The following is a 19,765-nucleotide window of genomic DNA, read 5'->3' on the forward strand; positions in this document are numbered from 1 at the left end:
CGGTGAGTCCGTGCCCGCGGCCTGGAATCCGCACCGCCTGGAGTACGCGTTCGCCGTGCAGGCCGAGCTGCCGTCCGGCCGCGTCGTGCTCGAGGCTCCCGAGTACACGTCGGGGCGGGTCGACTGGTCCGACTTCGACGCGGTCGAAGGCGATCTTGGCGCCGCACCGGCCGATCGCGCCGGCGTGACCCGATCTGCCGCGATGATCCCCTCCCCGGCGTCGTTCCCGGGCATGCCGGCCGACCGGCTGTGGGAGTTCGAGGACGCCCACGCCTACCTCGGCGGGCTGGAGGCCGGCCCGACCGACCTCGTCAAGATGGCGCTGGTGGAGTTCGCCCTCACCTACGGCGTCGACTGGTTCATCCTGCCGGTCGATGTCGCCGCGGGCAGCGTGATGCGCGTGGCATCGCTCACGGTGCGCGACACCTTCGGCCGCTCGGTGCCCGTCGGTCCGGCACGGACACCGGGCGGCTGGAGCATGTTCGGGCTCACGGCATCCGCCGACACGTCCTCGCGCGCCGACGTCTTCGTCATCCCGCCCGCGGTCACCCATGTCCTGGAGAGCGACCCGCTCGAGGAGGTCTCGCTGTTCCGGGACGAGATGGCGAACCTCGTGTGGGGAGTCGAGCGCGTGGTGCAGTCGCCGCTCACCGGCGAGCCAGTCGACCGCGCCCACGGGGCCCCGCCGATCTCGCTGCGGCAGGAGATGCCTGAGACTCCGACAGACGCATCCATCATCTACCGGCTCATGTCACCGGTCGCCGACCACTGGGTGCCGTTCGTCGCCGTGCCCGTCGCCGGCGGCCCCGCCGGGGCCATCGAGCTGGAGCGCAGGCGCCTGGTCCACCTCACCGACACCGGCAGCTACACGACCCACCCGCTGGGTGTGCTGCTGCGCTCGGCGCCCGACGCGGATCCGATGACCGACCATCTGCGGATCGCGGAGGAGGAGGTCCCCCGCGACGGGGCGATCGTGACCCGCCGCTATCAGATGGCGCGCACCCCGGACGGCGGACGTGCGCTCTGGATCGGCCGACGCAAGCGCACCGGTCAGGGCGAGGGATCCAGCGGCCTTCGCTTCGACACCGCGCTGCGCCCCGGTGAGCTCTGATGCGTCGCGCCGTCCGCCGGCGCGCCGTGCCCGATGTGCGAGGATCATGCGGGTGAGCCCGTCCAGCCAGGAGGATCCGCCGCCGATCGACCGGGGCGCCGCGGCCGCGATGTGGGACGCGTACGCCAGGGCGCACCCGGAGGCGGTCGCCGCGTGCCCCGAGTACACGGTGGAGAGGTTCGGCGACTCGGCCGCGCTGGCCGACGAGCTGCTCGCCGCGGTCCTCAGCGGAACCAAGCGCGCGACGTCGGAGCTGGTCGCGGCGTACCGCGCGGACGGCGACGACCTGCCCCGCATCGGATCCCACTGGATCGCATGCGACGGGTCGGGTGCCCCACGGATCGTCATCCGCAGCACCGCGCTGAGGATCGGGCCCTTCGCGAGCGCCGACGCGGCCTTCGCGTTCGCCGAAGGCGAGGACGACAGGACGCTGGAGAGCTGGCGCCGCGAGCATCGTCGCTACTGGACCCGGACGGCGGCCGCGCGCGGCGCGGAGTGGTCGGAGGACGACGAGATCGTCTTCGAACGGTTCGTCGTGGTCTGGCCGCCCGAGCATGCCGACCGCCACGACCTGCCGGCGGCTCAGGAGAACGGGGCGACGTCCGACGTGCACACGGTGCCCGGCGGAGGTGTCTCGAGGTCGACGAGGTAGCGCACCCGCCATCTGTCGACGCACGCGCTCGGGTCCTGGAAGGTCGGATGCCCGTAGCCCTCGTTCGTCAGGAGCACGGCGTTGCCGAGCAGCTCCTGCGTCGCCACGGCGCTGGCATAGCCCGTGTTGGGGTCATACCTGTTGTTGATGAGGAGGATCGGCACCTCGGTCGTCACATCCCACGGGCCCACCAGAGGGTGGTCTCCCGACGCCGGCCATCCCGACGCACACGGCGCCCACAGCCACCAGCCCTGGATCGCCCCGCCCATGCGGCTGTTCTCGGTGAACTCGCCGATCACCTCCGGCCACGCGTCCACGCTCTTGTCGGCAGGGGCGTCGAGGCACGAGATCGCCGACGACTTCGTGGCCTCCGTCCACATGGCCGTGGTGCGCGCCGCGGCCGCCGCAGTCGCCAGCGTCGAGGCATCCCCCTCCACCGCCGCTTCGAGCTGCTCCGCCCACGCCGGCCAGAGCGACGGGTTGCGCAGCGCCGCGAACGACGACATCACGAGATCGTTGTACGCGAGGTCTTCCGGCGGGTCGGCGTTCGGGGCGGGCAGACCCTGCTTCGCCAGTTCGAAGAGGCGATCGAGTCGCTCGGCGACGGGTTCGCCGTGCCCCGCCAGGGCGCACTTGTCACCCCCGGCGGCCTCGCAGGTCGCGATGAACTGCTCGAACACCCCGTCCGCCGACGATGCGCCGTCTGCGGCGCGCACCTCGGCGCTGGTCGCGTATTCGACGATGTTGACCAGGCCGTCCAGCAGCATGGCCCGCAGGTGCTCGGGGTACATGTTGGCGTAGACCTGGCCGATCACCGTGCCGTACGACAGCCCGACGTACGTCATCTTGTCCTCGCCGACCAGCTCGCGCATGTGCTCGAGGTCGCGCACCGTCTCGATCGTGGAGACGTGGGAGAGCAGATCGCCCATGACCTCGCCGCAGCGGCGGGCCAGCTCCTTCGAGTGTGCGGCGAAGGCGGCCGACTCCTCGGCGGTGGAAGGAAGGCGGATGCCTGCCCAGAACTCATCCGCCTCGGCGGAGGTCTCGAAGCAGTCGATGGGCGAGCTGGCATGCGTGCCGCGCGGATCCCATCCGATCCAGTCGAACCGGCCGTCTCCCCAGGCGTCGAGGTCGTCGCCGGCGCCCTTGATGAGTCCGACACCGGTGTCGCCGGGGCCGCCGGGATCGGTGAAGATCGTGCCGATGCGCTGATCCGGCTTGGTCGCGAGATGCTTGATGACCGCCAGCTCGATCTGGCGCCCGTCCGGGTCGTCCCAATCGAGCGGCACCGGGATCGTCGCGCACTCCAGTCCGTCTCCGCACGCCGTCCAGGCGATTCCGGCGACAGCCGTGCCGGTGGGATCGGGATCGTCACCCGACGCTGCCGTGCAGCCGACGAGGGCCAGCAGTGCGGCGGCGGTCACGACGGTCGACAGCGCACGACGGTTCCTGACGACGACCCCCGAGGGGTGCGCCGGGGCGGTTGCGTCCACAGGGACCCCCAGGTGCGACGGTCGGGCGTCGCCAGGATCCTCGATACTCCTCCCGCACTCGTGGTGTCAACCGGTGGCCTGCGGCAGGCTGCGGCTGCACTCGCTCAGGCCGGGACGTCTCCGCGCCAGGCGCCGGTCGCGCCGCCGCTGTTCTCGATGAACTCCTTGAAGTTCTCCAGATCCTTGCGGACCGCGTGCCCGCCGGCGCCGACGAGGTTGCCGACCTGCTCTGCGAAGCCCTCGGGCTCCCAGTCGATCTGCACCGTCACGCGGCTCGAGTCGTCGCTCAGCTTGTGGAAGGTCACCACTCCGGAGTGGGCGGTGTCGCCGCCCGTGCTCGTCCACGCGACCCGCTCATCCGGGTGCTGCTCGGCGATGGCGGCGTCGAACTCGCGCTCCACGCCGGCGATGTTGACCTTCCAGCGGGTGTTCCGGTCGTCGAGCTGCACCACGGACTCGACCTCGTCGAGGAACCGGGGGAAGGTCTCGAACTGCGTCCACTGGTTGTAGGCGACGCGCACGGGGCGTCGACGTCGATGTGTTCGATGATCTGAGCCATTTGTCTCACCTTGTCCATAGGGGCTTTCCCTCCACTGTGAACAGTCGACGCAGACCACGCCCAGGGGTTGACCTCTCGCGCCCGGGCCGCTAACCCGCGCGCCCGAGGCGTGCTCCGTCGCGGCGGACGGGCTCAGATCACCAGGAAGTCGAGCAGGCGCTGCGGATCGTCGCGCACCTCGGCGGCCGGGGCGTCGAGCACGATCGATCCCTTCTCCATCGCCAGGACCCGGGTGGCCGCGGCCACGAGCGCATCGGGCGACTGGTCCACCAGGAGCACCGCGACGCCGGCGGCGGCGAGCTCGCGGAAGGCGGCGAGCACGTCACGCACGAGCGACGGCTGCAGCCCCTGCGAGAACTCGTCGACCAGGATCGCCTTCTCGCCGGCGAGCATCGCGCGTGCGAGCCCGAGCTGCTGCTTCTGCCCGCCCGAGAGGTCGCCGGCGTCGACGTGCCGGCGCTCCCGGATGACCGGGAACAGCGCCGTCACATCGACGGGAGGCTCGTAGCCTCGCCGACGGGCGAGCGCGAGGTTCTCGGAGACGGTGAGGCGCGGGAAGACGCCCCGGTCGTCAGGCAGGAAGGACAGGCCCGCCCGGGCCGCGAGGTCGGCGCGGCCGGACCGCAGCGCCCGCCCTCCGAGCCTCAGCTCGCCGCCGATCGCGGGAAGCTGGCCGGCGAGGGTGCGCATGGTGGTGGTCTTGCCCATGCCGTTGCGACCGAGGAGGGCCGTCACTTCGCCCGGGGCGATGGTGAGGTCCAGGCCGGTGACGACCGGGACGCCGTCGTAGCCGGCGTCGAGCGCGTGCGCCTCGATCATTTCACCGCTCCCAGGTAGGCATCCTGCACGTCGTCGCGGGCGGCGATCTCCGCCATCGTGCCCTCGGCGAGGAAGCGTCCGTTCGCCAGGACCACGACCCGGTCGGCGAGTTCGCGGACGATGTCCATGTCGTGCTCGACGATCACCATCGTCGCGCCGGTCTCGGTGGCGACGCGGCGCAGCAGACGGGCCAGCGCGACCGACTCCTCGTGCGAGAGGCCGGCCGCCGGCTCGTCGAGGATCACGATCTCCGGTCCCCAGGTGAGCACCATCGCGAGCTCGAGGGAACGCCGGTCGGCCAGCGGCAGCGCCGCGGCGGACCGTGCGTCGTCGGTCTCGAAGCGTGCCAGCGCCTCGGGCAGCGGCCGCGCTTCGAGCGCCTCGCTGCGCGCGAGCCGGAGGTTGTCGGCGGGGGAGAGCTCGGTGAACACACTCGGGATCTGGAAGACCTTTCCCATGCCGGCGAGGGCGCGGCGGTGGATGCGCCAGCGGCTCGCGTCGGCGTCGAAGATCGCGACGCTGCCGCCGCTTGCCGACACGTCTGCGGCGACGATGTTCAGCAGGGTCGTCTTGCCCGCCCCGTTGGGGCCGATGAGGCAGAGCACCTCGCCGGTGGGGACGACGAGATCCACGCCCTCGAGCACCGCGGTCGCGCCGAACGACTTGCGGATGTCGGTGGCCCGCAGCGCGACGTCGCTGCGCGCGGGTGCAGCCCGCCGCGGCGCCGGGGCGGGCAGGCGCGCATCCTGGGCGGCGGTGCGGTGGGCGGGCCGGCGGAACACGCGGCGCACGAGGCCGACCAGTCCCCCGGGTGCGAACCGCACGACGATGAGGAAGATCACGCCGAGCACGAGCAGATACCACGACCCGATCGCCTCGCCGAGGTACTGCTGGCCCATGGTGACCAGCACAGCGCCTGCGAAGGCGCCGATGATCGTGCCGCGACCGCCCACGGCCAGCCAGACGAGCACCTGGGTGGAAAGGAGGATGCCGGCGGCCGACGGCGACACCAGGCCCATCACCGGCGCCGCGATCGCGCCTGCGGCCGCCGAGACCGCGGCGCTGACGATCAGCGAGGTCAGCCGGGTGCCGCGCACGTCGATGCCGAGGTGGGCGGCGCGGTCCGGGTTGAGGTTGACGGCGAGCACCCGGCGCCCGAGGCGCCCGCGGAGCACGAAGACCCAGACCGCGGCGACGATCAGCAGCACGGAGCCGGCGGTGATGTAGTAGTCGGGGATGAGTCCATGCGAGCGCACCACGATGCCGTTGCTGCCGTTGGTGACATCCGCCCAGGTCCGCGCCAGCTGCTCGAACAGCAGCGTGAGCGCGAGCGTGAGGATCGCCATGGTGGAAGGCAGAGCGCGGCGGCCCAGCCCCGCCATTCCGATCACGAGGGCGACCACGACGGCGATGAGGATGCCGGCGACTCCGCCGACGACGCCGGGCAGGCCCTCCCGCGCGGCGATCGCCCAGCCATAGGCTCCGAGGCCGAAGAACGCGGCGTGGCCGATGCTCACGATCCCGGTGCGGCCCCAGGCGATGTCGAGGCCGAACGCGAACAGCCCGTACACCAGCGCGAGGGTCAGCAGCGCGAGCGGATACGGCGGGAGGGCGAACGGGGCGAGCCCGAGCAGCACCACGGCTGCGGCGAACCCGAGGGCTCGCCGCAGCCGCACGCGCGGTTCGACGGCGGTCATCACGAGCAGGAGCGCGCCGTCGTGTCGTCGATCGGGTCGAGCACCTCGAGCGTCGTGTACACGCCGCCCTCGTCGATGCGGACCAGCACCATATCGCTGACGACGTAGTGGTTGTCCTCGCGGAAGCCGAGGTTGCCCAGCAGGCCGTCCAGGCGGATGGTCGACATCTGCTCGCTGATCGCGTCGGCGTCGTAGCTGCCCGCGGCCTCGACGGCGGCGGCGATGAAGCGCACCGCCTCGTACGCGGTCGCGGCGATCGCGGAGATCGAGCCGGTGTCGCCGTAGGCCTCGCGGTAGGCGGCGACGAACGCCTCGTTGTCGGCGCCCGGCGTCTGGTCGGAGTACTGCAGCGCCGTCGTGCGACCCTCCAGGATCGTGCCCAGTGCGCCGTAGAACTCCTGCTGCGACGTCGTGCCGGTGATGCCGCGCTCGTCGATCAGACCGAACTGGTCGGCCTGGGTCATGAACGAGACGGCGTCGCCGCCGACCACGGCGGTGAGGATCCAGTCCGGATCGGCCTGCTCGAGCTTGCCGATCACCGGCTGCCAGTCGGCGGTGCCCAGCTGGCTGTACTCCTCGGCGACGACCTCGCCGCCGTTCTCGGCGATGATCTCGGTGGCGACCGAGTGGTACGTGTGCGGGAAGATGTAGTCGTTGCCGACCAGTCCGACCCGCGGGCCGTACTCCTCGATCATCAGCGGGATGACATCCTCGACCATCATGCGCTCGCTCGCGCCGAACGGCCAGAAGTGCGGGCTGCAGAACTCGACGGTGCCGTTCACGACGGTCGAGAACGGCACGCCCGCCTCCGCGGCCACCGAGCCCGCCGCGACGGAGGTGTCGCCGGCGATCGTGCCGAGCACGTAGTCCACGTCGTTCTGGCGGATCAGCTGCTGCGTGACCTGCGTCGAGGTCGCGGCATCCGACTTGTCGTCTGCGACGGTCAGCTCGATGGGGTGGCCGAGCACCCCGCCGGCGGCGTTGACGGCCTCGACGGCCAGCGTGGCCCCGGCGACCAGCGAGTTGCCCTCGAGCGAGGCGACGCCGGTGGTGGGGGCGACCAGGCCGAGCCGGAAGGCGCGGTCCTCGGCGCCCTGGTCGGCGTCTTCGCCCGCGAACGAGCCGCCGCCGCAGGCGGTCAGCGCGAGGGTGATCGCGGCGAGAGCCCCGAGCGCGGCGGATGCGCGACGCCGGCTCAGGCGGCGCGTCGTTGGAGCGGTTTCCATGCTGTGAACCTCCAGTTCGGGCCCTGCGGCTGCAGGGCGATCAGTGCGATGAGTGCGATGAAGAAGATGACGCCGGCGGCGGTCTCGGGAAGGACGGTGCGCAGCCCGATCTCGAGGACCGCGACCACGAACGCGCCGAAGATCGGCCCGCCGATGCTGCCCGGGCGGCCCAGGAGCACGGCGAAGAACGTCGGCGCCAGCAGCGAGACCCCCACGTGCGGGGTGATGCCCAGCATCGGGCTCTGCAGGGCGCCGGCGAGCACGGCCAGGGCGGTGCCGACGGCGAAGGTGCCGGTGACCATGGCGCCGGTGGGGATCCCGAACCCGGCGGCCATGGAGCGGTTGTCGATCGACGCCCGCAGGCGCAGACCCAGGCTCGTGCGGTACATGACGATCACCAGAGCCGCGACGATCAGCAGCGACACCGTGGCGCTGACGAGACGGTAGACCGGGTAGTCGACCCCGAGGATCTCCACGGTCCCGGTGATGGGGGCGGCGACCGAGGCCGGCGTCGGGCCGAAGATCGCCTCGGCGGTCTGCCGCAGCACGATGCCGGCGCCCCACATCGCCAGCAGGGTGGCGAGCATGCCGTGCTGATACAGGCGGTTCAGCAGCAGCCGTTCGATGAGGATGCCGAGGATGATGCCGCCGATCACGCTCACGAACAGCCGCAGCGCGAACGGCACCGGCTGCAGCACGACCATGAGGTAGGCGCCCACCATCGCCATGTCGCCGTGTGCGACGTTCACCACGCCCAGCTGGCCGAAGATCAGACCCAGACCCCACGCGAGCAGGGCGTAGAAGCCGAAGGCGGTGAACACCGACAGCGCGAACAGGACGAACGGCTCCATCAGCTCACCACGCGAGCTCGGGGACGGGCAGCCGGTCCTGCAGCGCCAAGGCGATGGCCAGGGTCTCGGCGTCGGTCTCGCCCGGGCCGATGACCGAGACGCCGACGGGCAGGCCCGTGCGGGAGCCGATGCCCGCCGGGAGCGCCGCGACCGGGAACCCGGTGACATTCCAGGTCGCGGTGAACGCGGTGAGCGGATCGGTGCCGCCCATCGGGCGGCCGGCGTCGTAGCCGTGCCCGCGCAGCGGAGCGGTCGACGCGGCCGTCGGCTCCACGAGCGCCGCGATGCCGTTGTCGGTGAACCACCGCTGCCATGCCGCGGTGACGGCCAGGCGGCGCTCCTGCGCTGCGAGGTACGCGTCCACGCCCATCGGGGGAACCTCGTGCGCGAGGAATTCCCGCACGCTCGGGCGATACTCGTCCGCGCGGTCCGCGTACTGCGCGTGGTACGTCCGGGCTTCGGCGAGGAAGATCGTGTCGTAGTCGGCCTTGGCGAGGTCCGGGGGCGCCTCGACGGTGACCACCGTCGCGCCCAGCTCCCACAGGGCGGCGACGGCCTGCTCGAGCCCGTCGCGCACGTCCGGTTCGACGTCGACGAGGTCGGGGCGGTCGGTGACGGCCACCCTCACGCCCCGCAGGTCCGCCGGCGCCGGGGCTGGGATGCCGGGACGCGAGCCCACGCCGAAGGGGTCGCGGGCACGGGGCGCGGCGCTGAGGACCTCGAGGGCCACTGCGCAGTCGTCGAGCGTCCGGGCGATCGGGCCGGTGTGGTCGAGCGTCGCGGACAGCGGGATGACGCCGTCCGTGGGGACCCGGCCGTACGTGGCCTTGAACGAGGACACGCCGACGAGGGCCGCGGGGATCCGCAGCGAACCGGCGGTGTCGGTGCCCACCGTCAGCGGGACCATGCCGGCCGCCACCGCGGCGCCGGACCCTCCGCTGGATCCGCCCGGGCTGTGCGCGAGGTTCCAGGGGTTGCCCACCTGATCGGTCGTGCCGCCGGCGGCGAACTCGTGGGTGTGCGTGTGCCCCAGGTACACGGCGCCCGCCTGGGACAGTGCCGCCCAGACGGCGCTGTCCGCGGTCGCGGTCTCGTTCGCCCGGAGCCGGCTCGATGCGGTCAGGGGCTTTCCCGCCACGGCGAAGAGGTCCTTGAGGCCGACCGGGATGCCGGCCAGCAGCGATGGGTCGCCCGCGGCGATGCGCCGGTCCGCGGCATCCGCCGCCGCCATCGCCGCCTCGGGGTCGAGGCGCACCCAGGCGTTGATCGCGTCGGGGCTGCCATCGAAGTCGGGCTCCCCGCCGTTGCGCGCCTCGATCCGCTCGAAGGCGAGCGTGGCCAGCTCGCGTGCGGTCAGGCTGCCGTCGCGCAGCCGCTGCGACAGGCGGCGGATTCCCAGGTCCAGGGGGTGAGCATCATCGTTCGACACGAGTTCGATCATGCGAATTCGCGTCGCGCGGTGCGTGCGAAGTGAGACGACCCGCGCGGATCTGTCGCAGATCCCGGTGCGAGGCGCTCAGAACGGCTGCGGGGTGCCGCGCAGCAGGTGATGGACGTCCACCTGCGGCGCCACGAATCCGCCGACGACCGTGGCGAGCATCGGCGCGCGGCGTTCCTTGCTGCGGATCGATCCGACCAGTTCCACGGCATCGCGGGGATCGGCCCAGCGCTGCACTGCTCCTGCCGCCTGCGCGCTCCGCCACAGCTCGTCGAAGCGCGCGTCGAAGACCTCGCGCACGGGCCGGATCGCCGCGGGCGTCTGACCGACCTTCAGCCCCGCGGCCTGGATGAACTGGGCGTCGTCGCTGACCAGCCGCGAGAAGCGGTCGAGCACCGTGGTGATGTGGCGGATCGGCGACCGGGCGCCGCGCGAACTGCGGGCCCACTGGCTCATCCGCTCCCAGCGATCGACCGAGATCGCGTCGATGAGCGCCTGCTTGCTCGGAAAGTGCCGATAGAGGGTCGCCGAACTGACACCGGCGCGGTCGGCGATGTCGCGCGCGCTGATGTCGTCGGTTCCGGCCTCGGCGATCAGGTCGCACGCGGCGTCCAGCAGCAGCAGGCGGTTCTGCTGCGCATCGCTACGGAGCATCGGGCTACTCCCTTGAGAGTGAGCAGACACCATATCACCGGACGCGAGGAGGCGGAGTTTTGCCGACGCACCGTCGGAGAGTAGCGTGTGCTCTCGTGATCCAGGAAGACAGCCGGTTCCAGCGCCTGCGCTGGTGGGGCCTCGCCGCCATCTCGCTCAGCGTCGCCCTCATCATCATGGACGCGACGATCGTCTCGGTCGCGACGCCGAGCATGATCTCGTCGCTGGGCCTGACCACGACAGAGGTGCAGTGGGTCCAGGAGGTCTACACCCTGGTCTTCGCCGCATTCCTGATGGTGTGGGGGACCACGAGCGATCGCATCGGCCGGCGCCGCCTGCTCATCATCGGCCTCGCGCTGTTCGTGGCCGCCAGCATCCTGTGCGCCTTCGCACCGAACGGCACCCTGCTGATCGCCGCCCGTGCACTGCAGGGCGTCGGCGGATCGATGATCCTGCCCACCACCCTGGCGCTGCTGAACGCCACCTTCCGCGGCGGCGAGCGCAGCATCGCGTTCGCCGTGTGGGGAGCCACGATCGGGTCGATGGCAGCCGTGGGGCCGGTGCTGGGCGGCTGGCTCACGAGTGCATTCTCATGGCACTGGGCGTTCTGGATCAACCTCCCATTCGGCCTGCTCGCCGCTGCGGGCGTGCTCGTGTGCGTCGCCGAGTCGCGCCGGCGCGACTCGGGACGGTTCACCGACTGGATCGGCGCGGCGGCCTCGGTCCTCGGCTTCGGGATGCTCGTCTTCGCGCTGATCGAGGGTCGCGCCTACGGCTGGTGGGAGGCCACCGATTCGGCGCCGGTGAGCCTCGGCGGCTTCAGCATCATCCCGATCCTGTTCGCGCTGGCCGTGATCGTCCTGGGGCTGCTCGTCCTGCGCGAACGGTCGCGCGGCGCAGCGGGCCGATCCGTCCTGCTGGACGTGTCCCTCTTCCGCGTGCGCACGTTCGCCAACGGCAACGTCACGGCGCTCACGGTCTCGCTCGGCGAGTTCGGGCTGATCCTCGCGCTGCCGCTGTGGTTCCAGTACGCCCTCGGAATGGACGCCCTGCAGGCCGGGCTCGCCCTCCTGCCCCTGGCGGTGGGCTCGTTCCTGGCCAGCGGATCGGTGCACCGGCTGTCGCAGCGGATGACCCCGGTGCAGATGGTCCGCATGGGCGTGCTGCTGGAGATCGTCTCGCTCGCGGCGATGGCGCTGCTGATCCGACCGGACTCGTCGCTCTGGGTCACCGGCATCCCGCTGTTCTTCTACGGGATGGGCGTCGGCTTCGCGACGGCGCAGCTGACCCAGCTCATCCTCGCCGACATCCCGGTGGACAAGTCCGGGCAGGCCTCGTCCACGCAGTCGACCGCCCGACAGGTCGGCTCGGCACTCGGCATCGCCATCCTCGGCACCGCGCTGTTCACGACGCTGCGGGTGGGTACGGAGGCGCGCCTGAGCGATCAGGTGGCGGCCGACCCCCAGATCGCCGAACTCGCCCGTGCCGTCACCGACTCGGCGGGCGCGCTGATCTCGCAGCTCGCCGCCGACCCGGCGACCGCCTTCATCGCAGACGCCGCGCGCGACGCGCTCACCCAGGGCGTCGCGGTCTCGGCCTGGCTCGCCGTCGTCGCGCTGGTGATCGGCCTGCTGACCACCATCCCGCTCGGCCGGCCTGTCAGGGCGGAGTCTGAGGAGGTGCCCGGCTCGCAGCGCTCAGTATGAGCGACCGCACCCGCGATCGCCAGCCCCTCCCTGCATTTTCCGGTCGCACGTAGCGTGACCGGCAGAACGGCTGCAGAAGGGGGCGTGCTGACATGAGCGACACGACGTATGGGCTGGTCGCGCTGGGCGACAGCGACCGGGCGGTCTCGACCGCGGACGAGGACATCCGCGGCTATGACGTGAAGGACGCGGCGGGCGACGACGTCGGCACCGTCGACGACCTGCTGATCGATGAGGCCGAGAACAGGGTGCGCTTCCTCGTCGTCGCCTCGGGGGGCTTCCTCGGGCTCGGCGAGCACAAGTCCTTCCTCCCCGTGGACGCCGTCACCGGCGTCGGCGACGGCGAGGTGCACATCGGCCAGCCCCGCGGGCGACTGGTCGGCGCACCCGCGTACGATCCGAGCCTGGTCAACGAGCGCGACTATGGGGAGAGCGTGTACGGCTACTACGGCTACACGCCGTTCTGGTCGCCCGGCTACGCCTACCCGCGCTACCCCTACTATGGCTGAGGCGATCTCAGCCGAGGACATCGCGCCGTCGCAGTGCGATGACGGCGATGAGCGTGAACACCGCGGCCCCGCCCCACAGCAGCGCCAGTCCCAGGCCGTCGAACCCGTTCGCCAGCGGACTGTGCCCGTACGCCCAGTGGTAGGGCGAGAGCGCACGCAGCCCGTCGAGCTGCTCGCTGTTGTTGGCCACGGCCTGCAGCACGTAGCCGCCGACCGCGACGACCGCGCCCGCGCCGATGCCCCACGCGCGCCTGCCGGTGAGCGCGCCTGCGGCGAGGGCGACCACGGCGATGATGGCGCCGAGCCCCACCCAGGCGACGGTGACCGCCAGCAGATCGACCGCATCCAGTTCCAGCTCGGCCGGCTCGTTGAGCATCCAGATCACGATCCAGACGACCCCTCCCAGCACGAGCAGCTTGACGACGATGGCCAGCGCGCTCTCCAGCCCGTAGCGCGTGCGTCCCACGGCGTGCGAGAGGACGAGCTCGAGCCGGCCGGATTCCTCCGCGCCGCCGATGGCCGCTGCCCCCCAGCTGATCGCGGCGATGGTGATGAGCGCGAAGCCGATGAGCCCGAAGAAGGTGGCCTGGGTGTATCCCGCGCCCGAGGTGATGTCGTCGTAGCCCAGCGTTCGCACCAGTTCCGGCGGGAGCGAGTCCAGCACGGCGAGCAGTTCGGGGCTCTTCATGGCGGGGTACAGCGGCAGGTAGAGGAGGGCGACCGCGGCGCAGCCGATCGCCCAGCCCGCCAGGCCGCGCCAGCCGTCGAAGACCCGCCGCCGGAACACGGGCAGCGGTGCGGATGTCCGGCCAGAGCGCGCGATCGTGGTCATGCCAGGTCCTCCTGCCGTGCGTACAGGGCGAGCACGGATTCCTCGAGATCCGGTTCTTCGACGGTGAGATCGCGGATCGTGCCCGTGCCGATCGCGCGGATGACGGGGTCGATCTCGCCGCGCGCCGTCGCCGAGACCCGGACGAGGTCGCCCGCCGCCTCGACGGTGAGGTCGTCCAGGCCGTCGACGGGCGACATCGCGGCGGTCACCGCTTCGGCCGTGGTGTCGGTGAGCGCGGCGCGGATGCGACGCACGCTCGCCAGCCGCAGCGCGTCGATCGTGCCCTCGGCGACGATGCGGCCGTCCGCGAGCACCGCGACGTCGTCCGCGGCCTGCTGGATCTCACTCAGGACGTGCGAGCTCAGCAGCACGGTCTGCCCGGCATCCCGCGCCTCCCGCACCATCGCCAGGAACTCGCGCTGCATCAGCGGATCGAGGCCGCTGGTGGGCTCATCGAGCACGAGCAGCGCCGGCCGGTGCATGAACGCCTGCACGAGACCGAGCTTCTGCCGGTTCCCCTTCGACAGCGCCCGGACCGGACGGGCCAGGTCCAGGGCGAGCCGCTCGGCGAGCCCGTCGATCGCGCCCGCAGGGACCGCGCCGCTGATCTCGGCCAGCTGACGCAGGAGCGCGCGTCCGGTGATCCGTCCGCCGAGCCTCAGCTCGCCCGGCAGGTAGCCGATGCGGCGCCGCAGGGCGGGCCCGCCGGAGCGCGGTGATTCGCCGAGGACGGTGACCTCGCCGGAGGTGGGCCGGATGATGTCCAGCAGCATCCGGAGAGTCGTGGTCTTTCCGGCGCCGTTGGGCCCGATCAGCCCGAACACCGAGCCCGGGGCCACGTTCAGGTCGAGGCCGTGGAGAGCCGTATGCCGGCCGTAGCGCTTCCGCAGCGCTCGGGTTCGAATCGCGAGGTCCATGCAGAGCCCGTCCTTCCCTCATTCCTCGCCGCCGGCGAGGGCCGCCTTCGCGGCGGTCAGCAGACTGTCGTCGGGGTAGACGCCGTGCGTCAGCAGCTCCAGACCGGGCACGGCCAGCCGGCCGGCACCCTCGGGGGAGAGCGGGTCGGCTCCGAGGTTGCGGGCGAGGTGGCTCTGCAGCACCAGGGGTGCCAGGCCGTAGGCGGTCAGCAGCAGCGCGGTGGCGTCCGGATCGCTGAAGCGAGAGGGGTCCTTCTCGGCGATGTCGCGGATGAAGGCGCGGGTGTGCGCAAGCAGCGCATCGAAGGTCTTCGCACCCAGGTCACCGGGCTCGGCCAGAAGCCGGGCCAGGTAGTCCAGCCGCGGGCGGTCGTCCTGCAGCTTCGCGAAGACGGCGGCCATTCCCGTGCCGGGCTCGGCGGCCGCGGTCCGATCCGCGAGCAGGCTCGAGACCACATGCTCGTCGCACGCTCGGCGCAGAGCCGCCTTCGATCCGAAGTGGTGCAGCACCAGGGCGGGGCTGGCCCCGGCGCGGGCGGCGATCGCACGCACAGTGGCTCGATCGAAGCCGCTCTCGGCGAAGATCTCGACGGCCGCGTCGCGGATGCGAGCGCGCATCGTGAGGTCGCCGGCATCCGATGCTGAACGCATGTACAGGATACTAACCGCTTGTTCAGGACTCGTCCACCGGAACGGCGCGTGTCGGCGCCGCACCCGCTCCGGCGGGCGTAGTATCGACGCCTGTCTTCGAATGGGACAGAACCCGGAACGGAAGGCGATTTGCGTTGAACGCCCCCTTCATCGTCCGCGGCGACGAGCTCACCGTGCTGAACCTGCTCGCCGCGCAGCAGGCCCCGGCATCCGCCTCGCCGCGCGCACTCGTGTGGGGCGTCGACCTGCGCGACGCCCCGTCGCGGCCTGCGGCCAAACGGCAGCTGCGTCAGGCCTGCCGCGACGCGCACCAGTACGCGAAATCGTGGTCGGGCATCGTCCATGTGATCGTCGTCTACGTGCAGCGCGGCTCGCTGCCCTCGGGGGCGTGCCTGGGCGCGGCGGCCCAGTCCGCCAGTCGCACGCACGCCGAGCTGGAGCGCACCCGCGGCAGGTACGTGGACGTCGTCGTGCTCGATGTGACCGGCTGCGAGGGCGGCGAGCTGCTCCGCGACCGCATCATGGAGGCGGTGACCGCCCGTCCGGGCGTCGCGGGCGACGCGGCACTGCCCTGGGAGGAGATCACCTCCCGCTCGATCCACGAAGCGGCGCTCCAGCAGGCCTTCTGAGCCGGTCTACGACACCTCCGCGCAGATCTGGGCCATCTCGGCGAGATAGTCCTCGAACGGCGGGAGGCCCGCGGACGCCCGGAACTGGTCGATCCGGGCGGGATCGACCAGGGGTGTGGCCGGTTCGGGGCCGGTGTCGGCGCAGGCGACCTGGGTGCCGTACCGCTGCGGCTCGCCCGCGCCGGCGTGCACGCGGTCTTCGAGATAGGCGAGATTGCCCGGCGAGGCCTGCTCCGCCTCGACCGCCGCGCGCAGGTGCTCGAGGGCGCAGCGCTGGGCGGCGGCATCCAGATCGGAATGCTGGGCGATCGCCCACGCGGCATCCTCCGCATCCTCGCCGACCAGCGCGAAGGTCGGCCAGCCGTGCACGACGATGATCTCCATGAGGCGGTCGGTGCGCGCCTGATCGCCCTCGTCGTCCTGACCGGTGCCCAGACGACCGGCCTGGTCGCGCTCGAGCATCGCCATCAGCTCGTCGTGCAGGTCCTGATCGAATGAGGTGCCGGGCGTCGGCGGGCGCACCGGAGGGCAGTCGGCACCGGCAGAGGGGGATGCCGCGGGCGCGACGCTCGACGGCGACGGCGACGGCGCCGTGCCGGCATCCACGGCGCACCCGCCCAGCAGGACGGCGAGCACCGACGCCGCCGCGAGGCCACGCGCGCGCCCACCCATGGCAGGCGATGGTACCGGAGGCGTATCCTGTCGTGCCATGCAGGACGAACCGCCCCTGCTGGCACGCATCCGCGCGGCCGTCATCGGCGACGATCAGCTGATGCACGGCCCGTTCGGCCCGCGCCGCGTCACGTACGCCGATTACACGGCGAGCGGTCGCGCGCTGACCTTCCTCGAGGACTTCGTGCGCGACGAGGTGCTGCCGCGGTATGCGAACACGCACTCCGAATCCAGCGGCACGGGGCTGCAGACCACGCGGCTGCGCGAGGATGCGCGCGCCATCATCCACCGCGCGGTCAAGGGCACCGACGACACCGTGGTGATCTTCGCCGGCAGCGGCTCGACCGGGGCGATCAACAAGCTCATCGGCATCCTCGGGCTGCGCATCCCCGCCGACCTCGACCGCGAGTACGCGCTGTCGGCGCAGATCCCCCGGGAGCGCCGCCCGGTCGTCTTCGTCGGCCCCTACGAGCACCACAGCAACGAGCTGCCCTGGCGCGAGTCCATCGCCGACGTCATCACGATCCCCGAAGACGCCGACGGTCATGTCGACGTCTTCGCGCTCACCGCGCAGCTGGAGCGCCACGCCGCCCGGCCGCTGAAGATCGGCTCGTTCAGCGCGGCGAGCAACGTCACCGGCATCCTCACCGACACGGTGCGGATCACCGAGCTGCTGCACGCGCACGGCGCGCTCGCGTTCTGGGACTACGCCGCCGCCGGCCCGTACCTCGACATCGACGCGTCGGACAAGGATGCCGTCTTCCTGTCGCCGCACAAGTTCATCGGCGGTCCCGGGACCCCGGGCGTGCTCGTGGTCGCGCGCGGGCTGCTGTCGAACTCCGTCCCGGAGGCGGTCGGCGGGGGCACGGTCGCCTACGTCAACCCGCTCGAGCATCGCTACATCGCCGATGCGGCGCACCGCGAGGAGGCGGGCACTCCGGCGATCGTCGAGTCGATCCGGGCCGGTCTCGTCTTCGCGCTGAAGGAGGCGGTCGGCGTCGACACGATCCGCGCCCGGGAGCGCGCATTCCTGGATCGGGCGCTCCGCGCGTGGCGGCGGCATCCCGCCATCCAGATCCTGGGAAGTCCCACCGCCGACAGGCTCTCGATCCTGTCGTTCGTCGTCGCCCGGCCGGGCGGGAGGTACCTGCACCACAACCTCGTGGTCGCGATCCTCAACGACCTGTTCGGCATCCAGGCGCGCGGCGGATGCTCGTGCGCGGGTCCCTACGGCCATCGGCTCCTGGGCATCGACCTGGAGCGCTCGCATGAGTTCGAGCGCGAGATCACGCGGGGCTGCGAGGGCATCAAGCCGGGCTGGGTGCGGGTCAGCTTCAACTACTTCCACAGCGACGAGGTGGCCGATTACATCATCGAGGCGGTGACGCTCGTCGCCGAGCACGGCCACAAGCTGCTGCCGCAGTATCGCTTCTTCCCCGACACGGCGCTGTGGCGTCACGAGAGCGGCATCGTCGAACCGCCGCTGCGGCTGGACCAGCTCAGCTACGCCGCCGACGGCACGCTCGAATACCCGCGCCACGACGACCGCGCCGGCGAATCGATCCTCGCCGACCACCTGGCGCAGGCGCGGGCCCTGTTCGCCGAGCTGCCCGAGCCGCCCGAGCCGGACGGACCTCCCGCCGACGAGCGGCTCAGCGAGGACTTCGAGCACCTGCGCTGGTTCGACCTCCCGGCGGTGTGCCTGCGGCCCTGAGCCGCAGGCACGCGCCTCCGGCCGGGCCGGGGAGCGCCGGTCAGGGCACCTGCCGCACGGCCCGGCGGCCGCGCACGCCGTTGACGGTCAGCAGCGTGCCGGTGTCGGCGAACTCCTTGTGGATCTCCTGCTGCTTCTCCGAGTCCGGGTGGTAGGTGAGAAGGCTCACGACCACCGCGACGACCATCGCGCAGATGAAGGCGGGGAGCAGTTCGTACATCTCCGGCCACACGACATCCCAGACGAAGACCCCGACCGCGCCGACGAGCATCCCGGCCAGCGCGCCCCAGTTGGTGAACCGTCGCCAGAACAGGCTCAGCAGCACCAGCGGCCCGAATGCGGCGCCGAAGCCGGCCCACGCGAACGAGACGAGCCCGAGGACCGTGTCGTCCGGCACGAGCGCGAGGATCACGGCGATGACCGCGATGACGAGCACGGCGAGCCGGCCCAGCATCAGCACGTGCTTGTCGCTGGGCGGCGTCTTGCGCACAACCTTGTACAGGTCTTCGATGAGCGCGGACGAGCACACGATCAGCTGGCTGGAGATCGTGCTCATGATCGCCGCGAGCACGGCCGCGAGGACGAGGCCCGCCACGAACGGGTTCAGCAGCGTCTGCGCCATCACCAGCACGACCGTCTCTGCGTTGGTCAGGTCGATCCCCTGGCTGGCCATGTAGGCGATGCCGACCAGTCCCGAGAAGACCGCGCCGAACAGCGAGATGATCATCCAGGTCATGCCGATGCGGCGGGCGGACTTGGCCTCACGGGGGCTGCGCAGCGCCATGAAGCGCACGATGATGTGCGGCTGGCCGAAGTAGCCCAGACCCCACGCCAGCGCGGAGATGATGGCGAGGATCGTCCCGCCGGTGAGCGCGGTTCCTCCGATGAGGGAGAGGTGTCCGGGGGCGAGCTCGTCGATCGCCGCGCCCATCTCGCCGAACCCGCCGATGGTGATCACCGCCGCGACCGGGACGACGATGAGGGCGAGCAGCATCATGATGCCCTGCACGACGTCGGTGAACGAGGCGCCCAGGAACCCGCCGAACAGGGTGTACAGCAGGGTGACGCCGCCGACGATCGTCATGCCCAGGATGTAGTCCGAGTTGAACGAGCTCTCGAAGAAGAAGCCGCCGGCGACCATGCCGGAGGAGATGTAGAGCGTGAAGAACACGAGGATGACGATGCCGGCGAGGATGCGCAGGAGGTGGGTGCTGTCGCGCAGCCGGTTCTCGAAGAAGCTCGGCACGGTGATCGAGTTGCGCGACACCTCGGTGTAGGCGCGCAGGCGCGGCGCCACCAGCAGCCAGTTCAGGTAGGCGCCGATCGTGAGGCCGATCGCGATCCACGCCTCGATGAGTCCGGCGAGGTAGATCGCCCCGGGAAGGCCCATCACGAGCCACCCCGACATGTCGGACGCGCCGGCGCTGAGCGCCGCGACCCACGGCGGCAGGTTCCTGCCCCCGAGCATGTAGTCCTCGGTGTCGGTGGTGCGTCGGTACGCGATGTAGCCGATCACGAGCATCGCGATCAGATACAGGGCCAGGGCGAGGAAGGTGAGCAGTTCCGCGGACATCATCGTCCTTCCGTTTCGTATGTCTCGTTCTGTGGGAGATCGTCCCGCTCGCTGATGGGCCC

General features: G+C 71.4%; 18 protein-coding genes and 1 pseudogene. 6 read left to right on the forward strand and 13 right to left on the reverse strand.

Features of this window, described 5'->3' with window-relative positions:
* Positions 1-1,111 (forward strand): hypothetical protein (locus ACIWQI_RS09630; RefSeq protein WP_396656981.1); only part of this gene is annotated, 1,111 nt, incomplete at its 5' end.
* Positions 1,112-1,220: 109 nt separating this feature from the next.
* A complete protein-coding gene (locus ACIWQI_RS09635; RefSeq protein WP_396657165.1) occupies positions 1,221-1,763 on the forward strand; it encodes an ASCH domain-containing protein in 543 nt (180 codons plus the stop codon).
* On the opposite strand, the gene ACIWQI_RS09640 is transcribed toward ACIWQI_RS09635, so the two are convergent.
* The 8 genes and pseudogenes from ACIWQI_RS09640 to ACIWQI_RS09675 all read right to left on the reverse strand — a co-directional run bounded on the left by ACIWQI_RS09640 (position 1,694) and on the right by ACIWQI_RS09675 (position 10,500).
* Positions 1,694-3,256, reverse strand: a complete 1,563-nt coding sequence (locus ACIWQI_RS09640; protein WP_396656982.1) for an alpha/beta hydrolase — start codon at positions 3,254-3,256, stop codon at positions 1,694-1,696. The genes ACIWQI_RS09635 and ACIWQI_RS09640 overlap by 70 nt on opposite strands.
* A gap of 104 nt (positions 3,257-3,360) precedes the next feature.
* A pseudogene (locus ACIWQI_RS09645) lies at positions 3,361-3,815 on the reverse strand (SRPBCC family protein).
* 132 nt (positions 3,816-3,947) lie between these two features.
* Complete coding sequence (locus ACIWQI_RS09650) at positions 3,948-4,634, reverse strand: ABC transporter ATP-binding protein (protein WP_396656983.1); 687 nt, start codon at positions 4,632-4,634, stop codon at positions 3,948-3,950.
* Positions 4,631-6,331 carry an ATP-binding cassette domain-containing protein gene (locus tag ACIWQI_RS09655; RefSeq protein WP_396656984.1) on the reverse strand — a complete coding sequence of 567 codons (1,701 nt, stop codon included), beginning with the start codon at positions 6,329-6,331 and terminating at the stop codon, positions 4,631-4,633. The genes ACIWQI_RS09650 and ACIWQI_RS09655 overlap by 4 nt, the downstream gene beginning before the upstream one ends.
* Entirely contained in the window at positions 6,331-7,557 is a 1,227-nt protein-coding gene (locus ACIWQI_RS09660) for an ABC transporter substrate-binding protein (protein ID WP_396656985.1), read from the reverse strand. Before ACIWQI_RS09660 ends, ACIWQI_RS09655 begins: the two co-directional genes overlap by 1 nt.
* A complete protein-coding gene (locus ACIWQI_RS09665; protein WP_396656986.1) occupies positions 7,527-8,408 on the reverse strand; it encodes a branched-chain amino acid ABC transporter permease in 882 nt (293 codons plus the stop codon). The genes ACIWQI_RS09660 and ACIWQI_RS09665 overlap by 31 nt, the downstream gene beginning before the upstream one ends.
* A gap of 4 nt (positions 8,409-8,412) precedes the next feature.
* Positions 8,413-9,837, reverse strand: a complete 1,425-nt coding sequence (locus ACIWQI_RS09670) for an amidase (RefSeq protein ID WP_396656988.1) — start codon at positions 9,835-9,837, stop codon at positions 8,413-8,415.
* An 87-nt stretch (positions 9,838-9,924) separates the two neighbouring features.
* On the reverse strand, positions 9,925-10,500 hold the full coding sequence (locus ACIWQI_RS09675; RefSeq protein WP_396656990.1) for a TetR/AcrR family transcriptional regulator: 576 nt from the start codon (positions 10,498-10,500) through the stop codon (positions 9,925-9,927).
* Between the two features lie 95 nt (positions 10,501-10,595).
* On the opposite strand from ACIWQI_RS09675, the gene ACIWQI_RS09680 reads away from it, so the two are divergent.
* Entirely contained in the window at positions 10,596-12,206 is a 1,611-nt protein-coding gene (locus tag ACIWQI_RS09680) for an MFS transporter (RefSeq protein WP_396656992.1), read from the forward strand.
* Positions 12,207-12,298: 92 nt separating this feature from the next.
* Positions 12,299-12,715, forward strand: a complete 417-nt coding sequence (locus ACIWQI_RS09685) for a PRC-barrel domain-containing protein (protein WP_396656994.1) — start codon at positions 12,299-12,301, stop codon at positions 12,713-12,715.
* 7 nt (positions 12,716-12,722) lie between these two features.
* Here ACIWQI_RS09685 and ACIWQI_RS09690 read toward each other — a convergent pair whose 3' ends face one another.
* From ACIWQI_RS09690 to ACIWQI_RS09700, 3 genes are read right to left on the reverse strand one after another with little or no spacing between them, the layout of a single operon-like run.
* Positions 12,723-13,547 (reverse strand): ABC transporter permease subunit, encoded by an 825-nt coding sequence (locus ACIWQI_RS09690; protein WP_396656996.1) that lies wholly within the window; start codon positions 13,545-13,547, stop codon positions 12,723-12,725.
* Entirely contained in the window at positions 13,544-14,464 is a 921-nt protein-coding gene (locus tag ACIWQI_RS09695) for an ABC transporter ATP-binding protein (RefSeq protein ID WP_396656997.1), read from the reverse strand. Before ACIWQI_RS09695 ends, ACIWQI_RS09690 begins: the two co-directional genes overlap by 4 nt.
* Before the next feature lie 18 nt (positions 14,465-14,482).
* Complete coding sequence (locus tag ACIWQI_RS09700; protein WP_396656999.1) at positions 14,483-15,115, reverse strand: TetR/AcrR family transcriptional regulator; 633 nt, start codon at positions 15,113-15,115, stop codon at positions 14,483-14,485.
* Positions 15,116-15,249: 134 nt separating this feature from the next.
* Between ACIWQI_RS09700 and ACIWQI_RS09705 the strand changes: the two genes are divergently transcribed.
* On the forward strand, positions 15,250-15,744 hold the full coding sequence (locus ACIWQI_RS09705) for a hypothetical protein (RefSeq protein WP_396657001.1): 495 nt from the start codon (positions 15,250-15,252) through the stop codon (positions 15,742-15,744).
* 6 nt (positions 15,745-15,750) lie between these two features.
* Here ACIWQI_RS09705 and ACIWQI_RS09710 read toward each other — a convergent pair whose 3' ends face one another.
* Positions 15,751-16,416, reverse strand: a complete 666-nt coding sequence (locus ACIWQI_RS09710; RefSeq protein ID WP_396657003.1) for a DUF6624 domain-containing protein — start codon at positions 16,414-16,416, stop codon at positions 15,751-15,753.
* A gap of 37 nt (positions 16,417-16,453) precedes the next feature.
* On the opposite strand from ACIWQI_RS09710, the gene ACIWQI_RS09715 reads away from it, so the two are divergent.
* Positions 16,454-18,130: an aminotransferase class V-fold PLP-dependent enzyme gene (locus tag ACIWQI_RS09715; protein ID WP_396657004.1), complete on the forward strand. Its 1,677-nt coding sequence runs from the start codon at positions 16,454-16,456 to the stop codon at positions 18,128-18,130.
* A gap of 40 nt (positions 18,131-18,170) precedes the next feature.
* On the opposite strand, the gene putP is transcribed toward ACIWQI_RS09715, so the two are convergent.
* The gene (gene putP, locus ACIWQI_RS09720; protein ID WP_396657005.1) at positions 18,171-19,703 is read right to left on the reverse strand and encodes a sodium/proline symporter PutP; all 1,533 of its coding nucleotides are present in this window, start codon (positions 19,701-19,703) and stop codon (positions 18,171-18,173) included.
* Positions 19,704-19,765 lie beyond the last annotated feature (62 nt).

The organism is Microbacterium sp., assembly GCF_044508325.1.
GTDB lineage: Bacteria > Actinomycetota > Actinomycetes > Actinomycetales > Microbacteriaceae > Microbacterium.

Bases quoted from the DNA above. Each gene is read 5' to 3' on its own strand.
- ACIWQI_RS09695 (WP_396656997.1), bottom strand. From the start codon at position 14,464: ATGGACCTCGCGATTCGAACCCGAGCGCTGCGGAAGCGCTACGGCCGG.
- ACIWQI_RS09715 (WP_396657004.1), top strand. From the start codon at position 16,454: ATGCAGGACGAACCGCCCCTGCTGGCACGCATCCGCGCGGCCGTCATC.
- ACIWQI_RS09650 (WP_396656983.1), bottom strand. From the start codon at position 4,634: ATGATCGAGGCGCACGCGCTCGACGCCGGCTACGACGGCGTCCCGGTC.
- ACIWQI_RS09675 (WP_396656990.1), bottom strand. From the start codon at position 10,500: ATGCTCCGTAGCGATGCGCAGCAGAACCGCCTGCTGCTGCTGGACGCC.
- ACIWQI_RS09665 (WP_396656986.1), bottom strand. From the start codon at position 8,408: ATGGAGCCGTTCGTCCTGTTCGCGCTGTCGGTGTTCACCGCCTTCGGC.
- putP (WP_396657005.1), bottom strand. From the start codon at position 19,703: ATGTCCGCGGAACTGCTCACCTTCCTCGCCCTGGCCCTGTATCTGATC.
- ACIWQI_RS09710 (WP_396657003.1), bottom strand. From the start codon at position 16,416: ATGGGTGGGCGCGCGCGTGGCCTCGCGGCGGCGTCGGTGCTCGCCGTC.
- ACIWQI_RS09700 (WP_396656999.1), bottom strand. From the start codon at position 15,115: ATGCGTTCAGCATCGGATGCCGGCGACCTCACGATGCGCGCTCGCATC.
- ACIWQI_RS09690 (WP_396656996.1), bottom strand. From the start codon at position 13,547: ATGACCACGATCGCGCGCTCTGGCCGGACATCCGCACCGCTGCCCGTG.
- ACIWQI_RS09655 (WP_396656984.1), bottom strand. From the start codon at position 6,331: ATGACCGCCGTCGAACCGCGCGTGCGGCTGCGGCGAGCCCTCGGGTTC.
- ACIWQI_RS09635 (WP_396657165.1), top strand. From the start codon at position 1,221: ATGTGGGACGCGTACGCCAGGGCGCACCCGGAGGCGGTCGCCGCGTGC.
- ACIWQI_RS09660 (WP_396656985.1), bottom strand. From the start codon at position 7,557: ATGGAAACCGCTCCAACGACGCGCCGCCTGAGCCGGCGTCGCGCATCC.
- ACIWQI_RS09685 (WP_396656994.1), top strand. From the start codon at position 12,299: ATGAGCGACACGACGTATGGGCTGGTCGCGCTGGGCGACAGCGACCGG.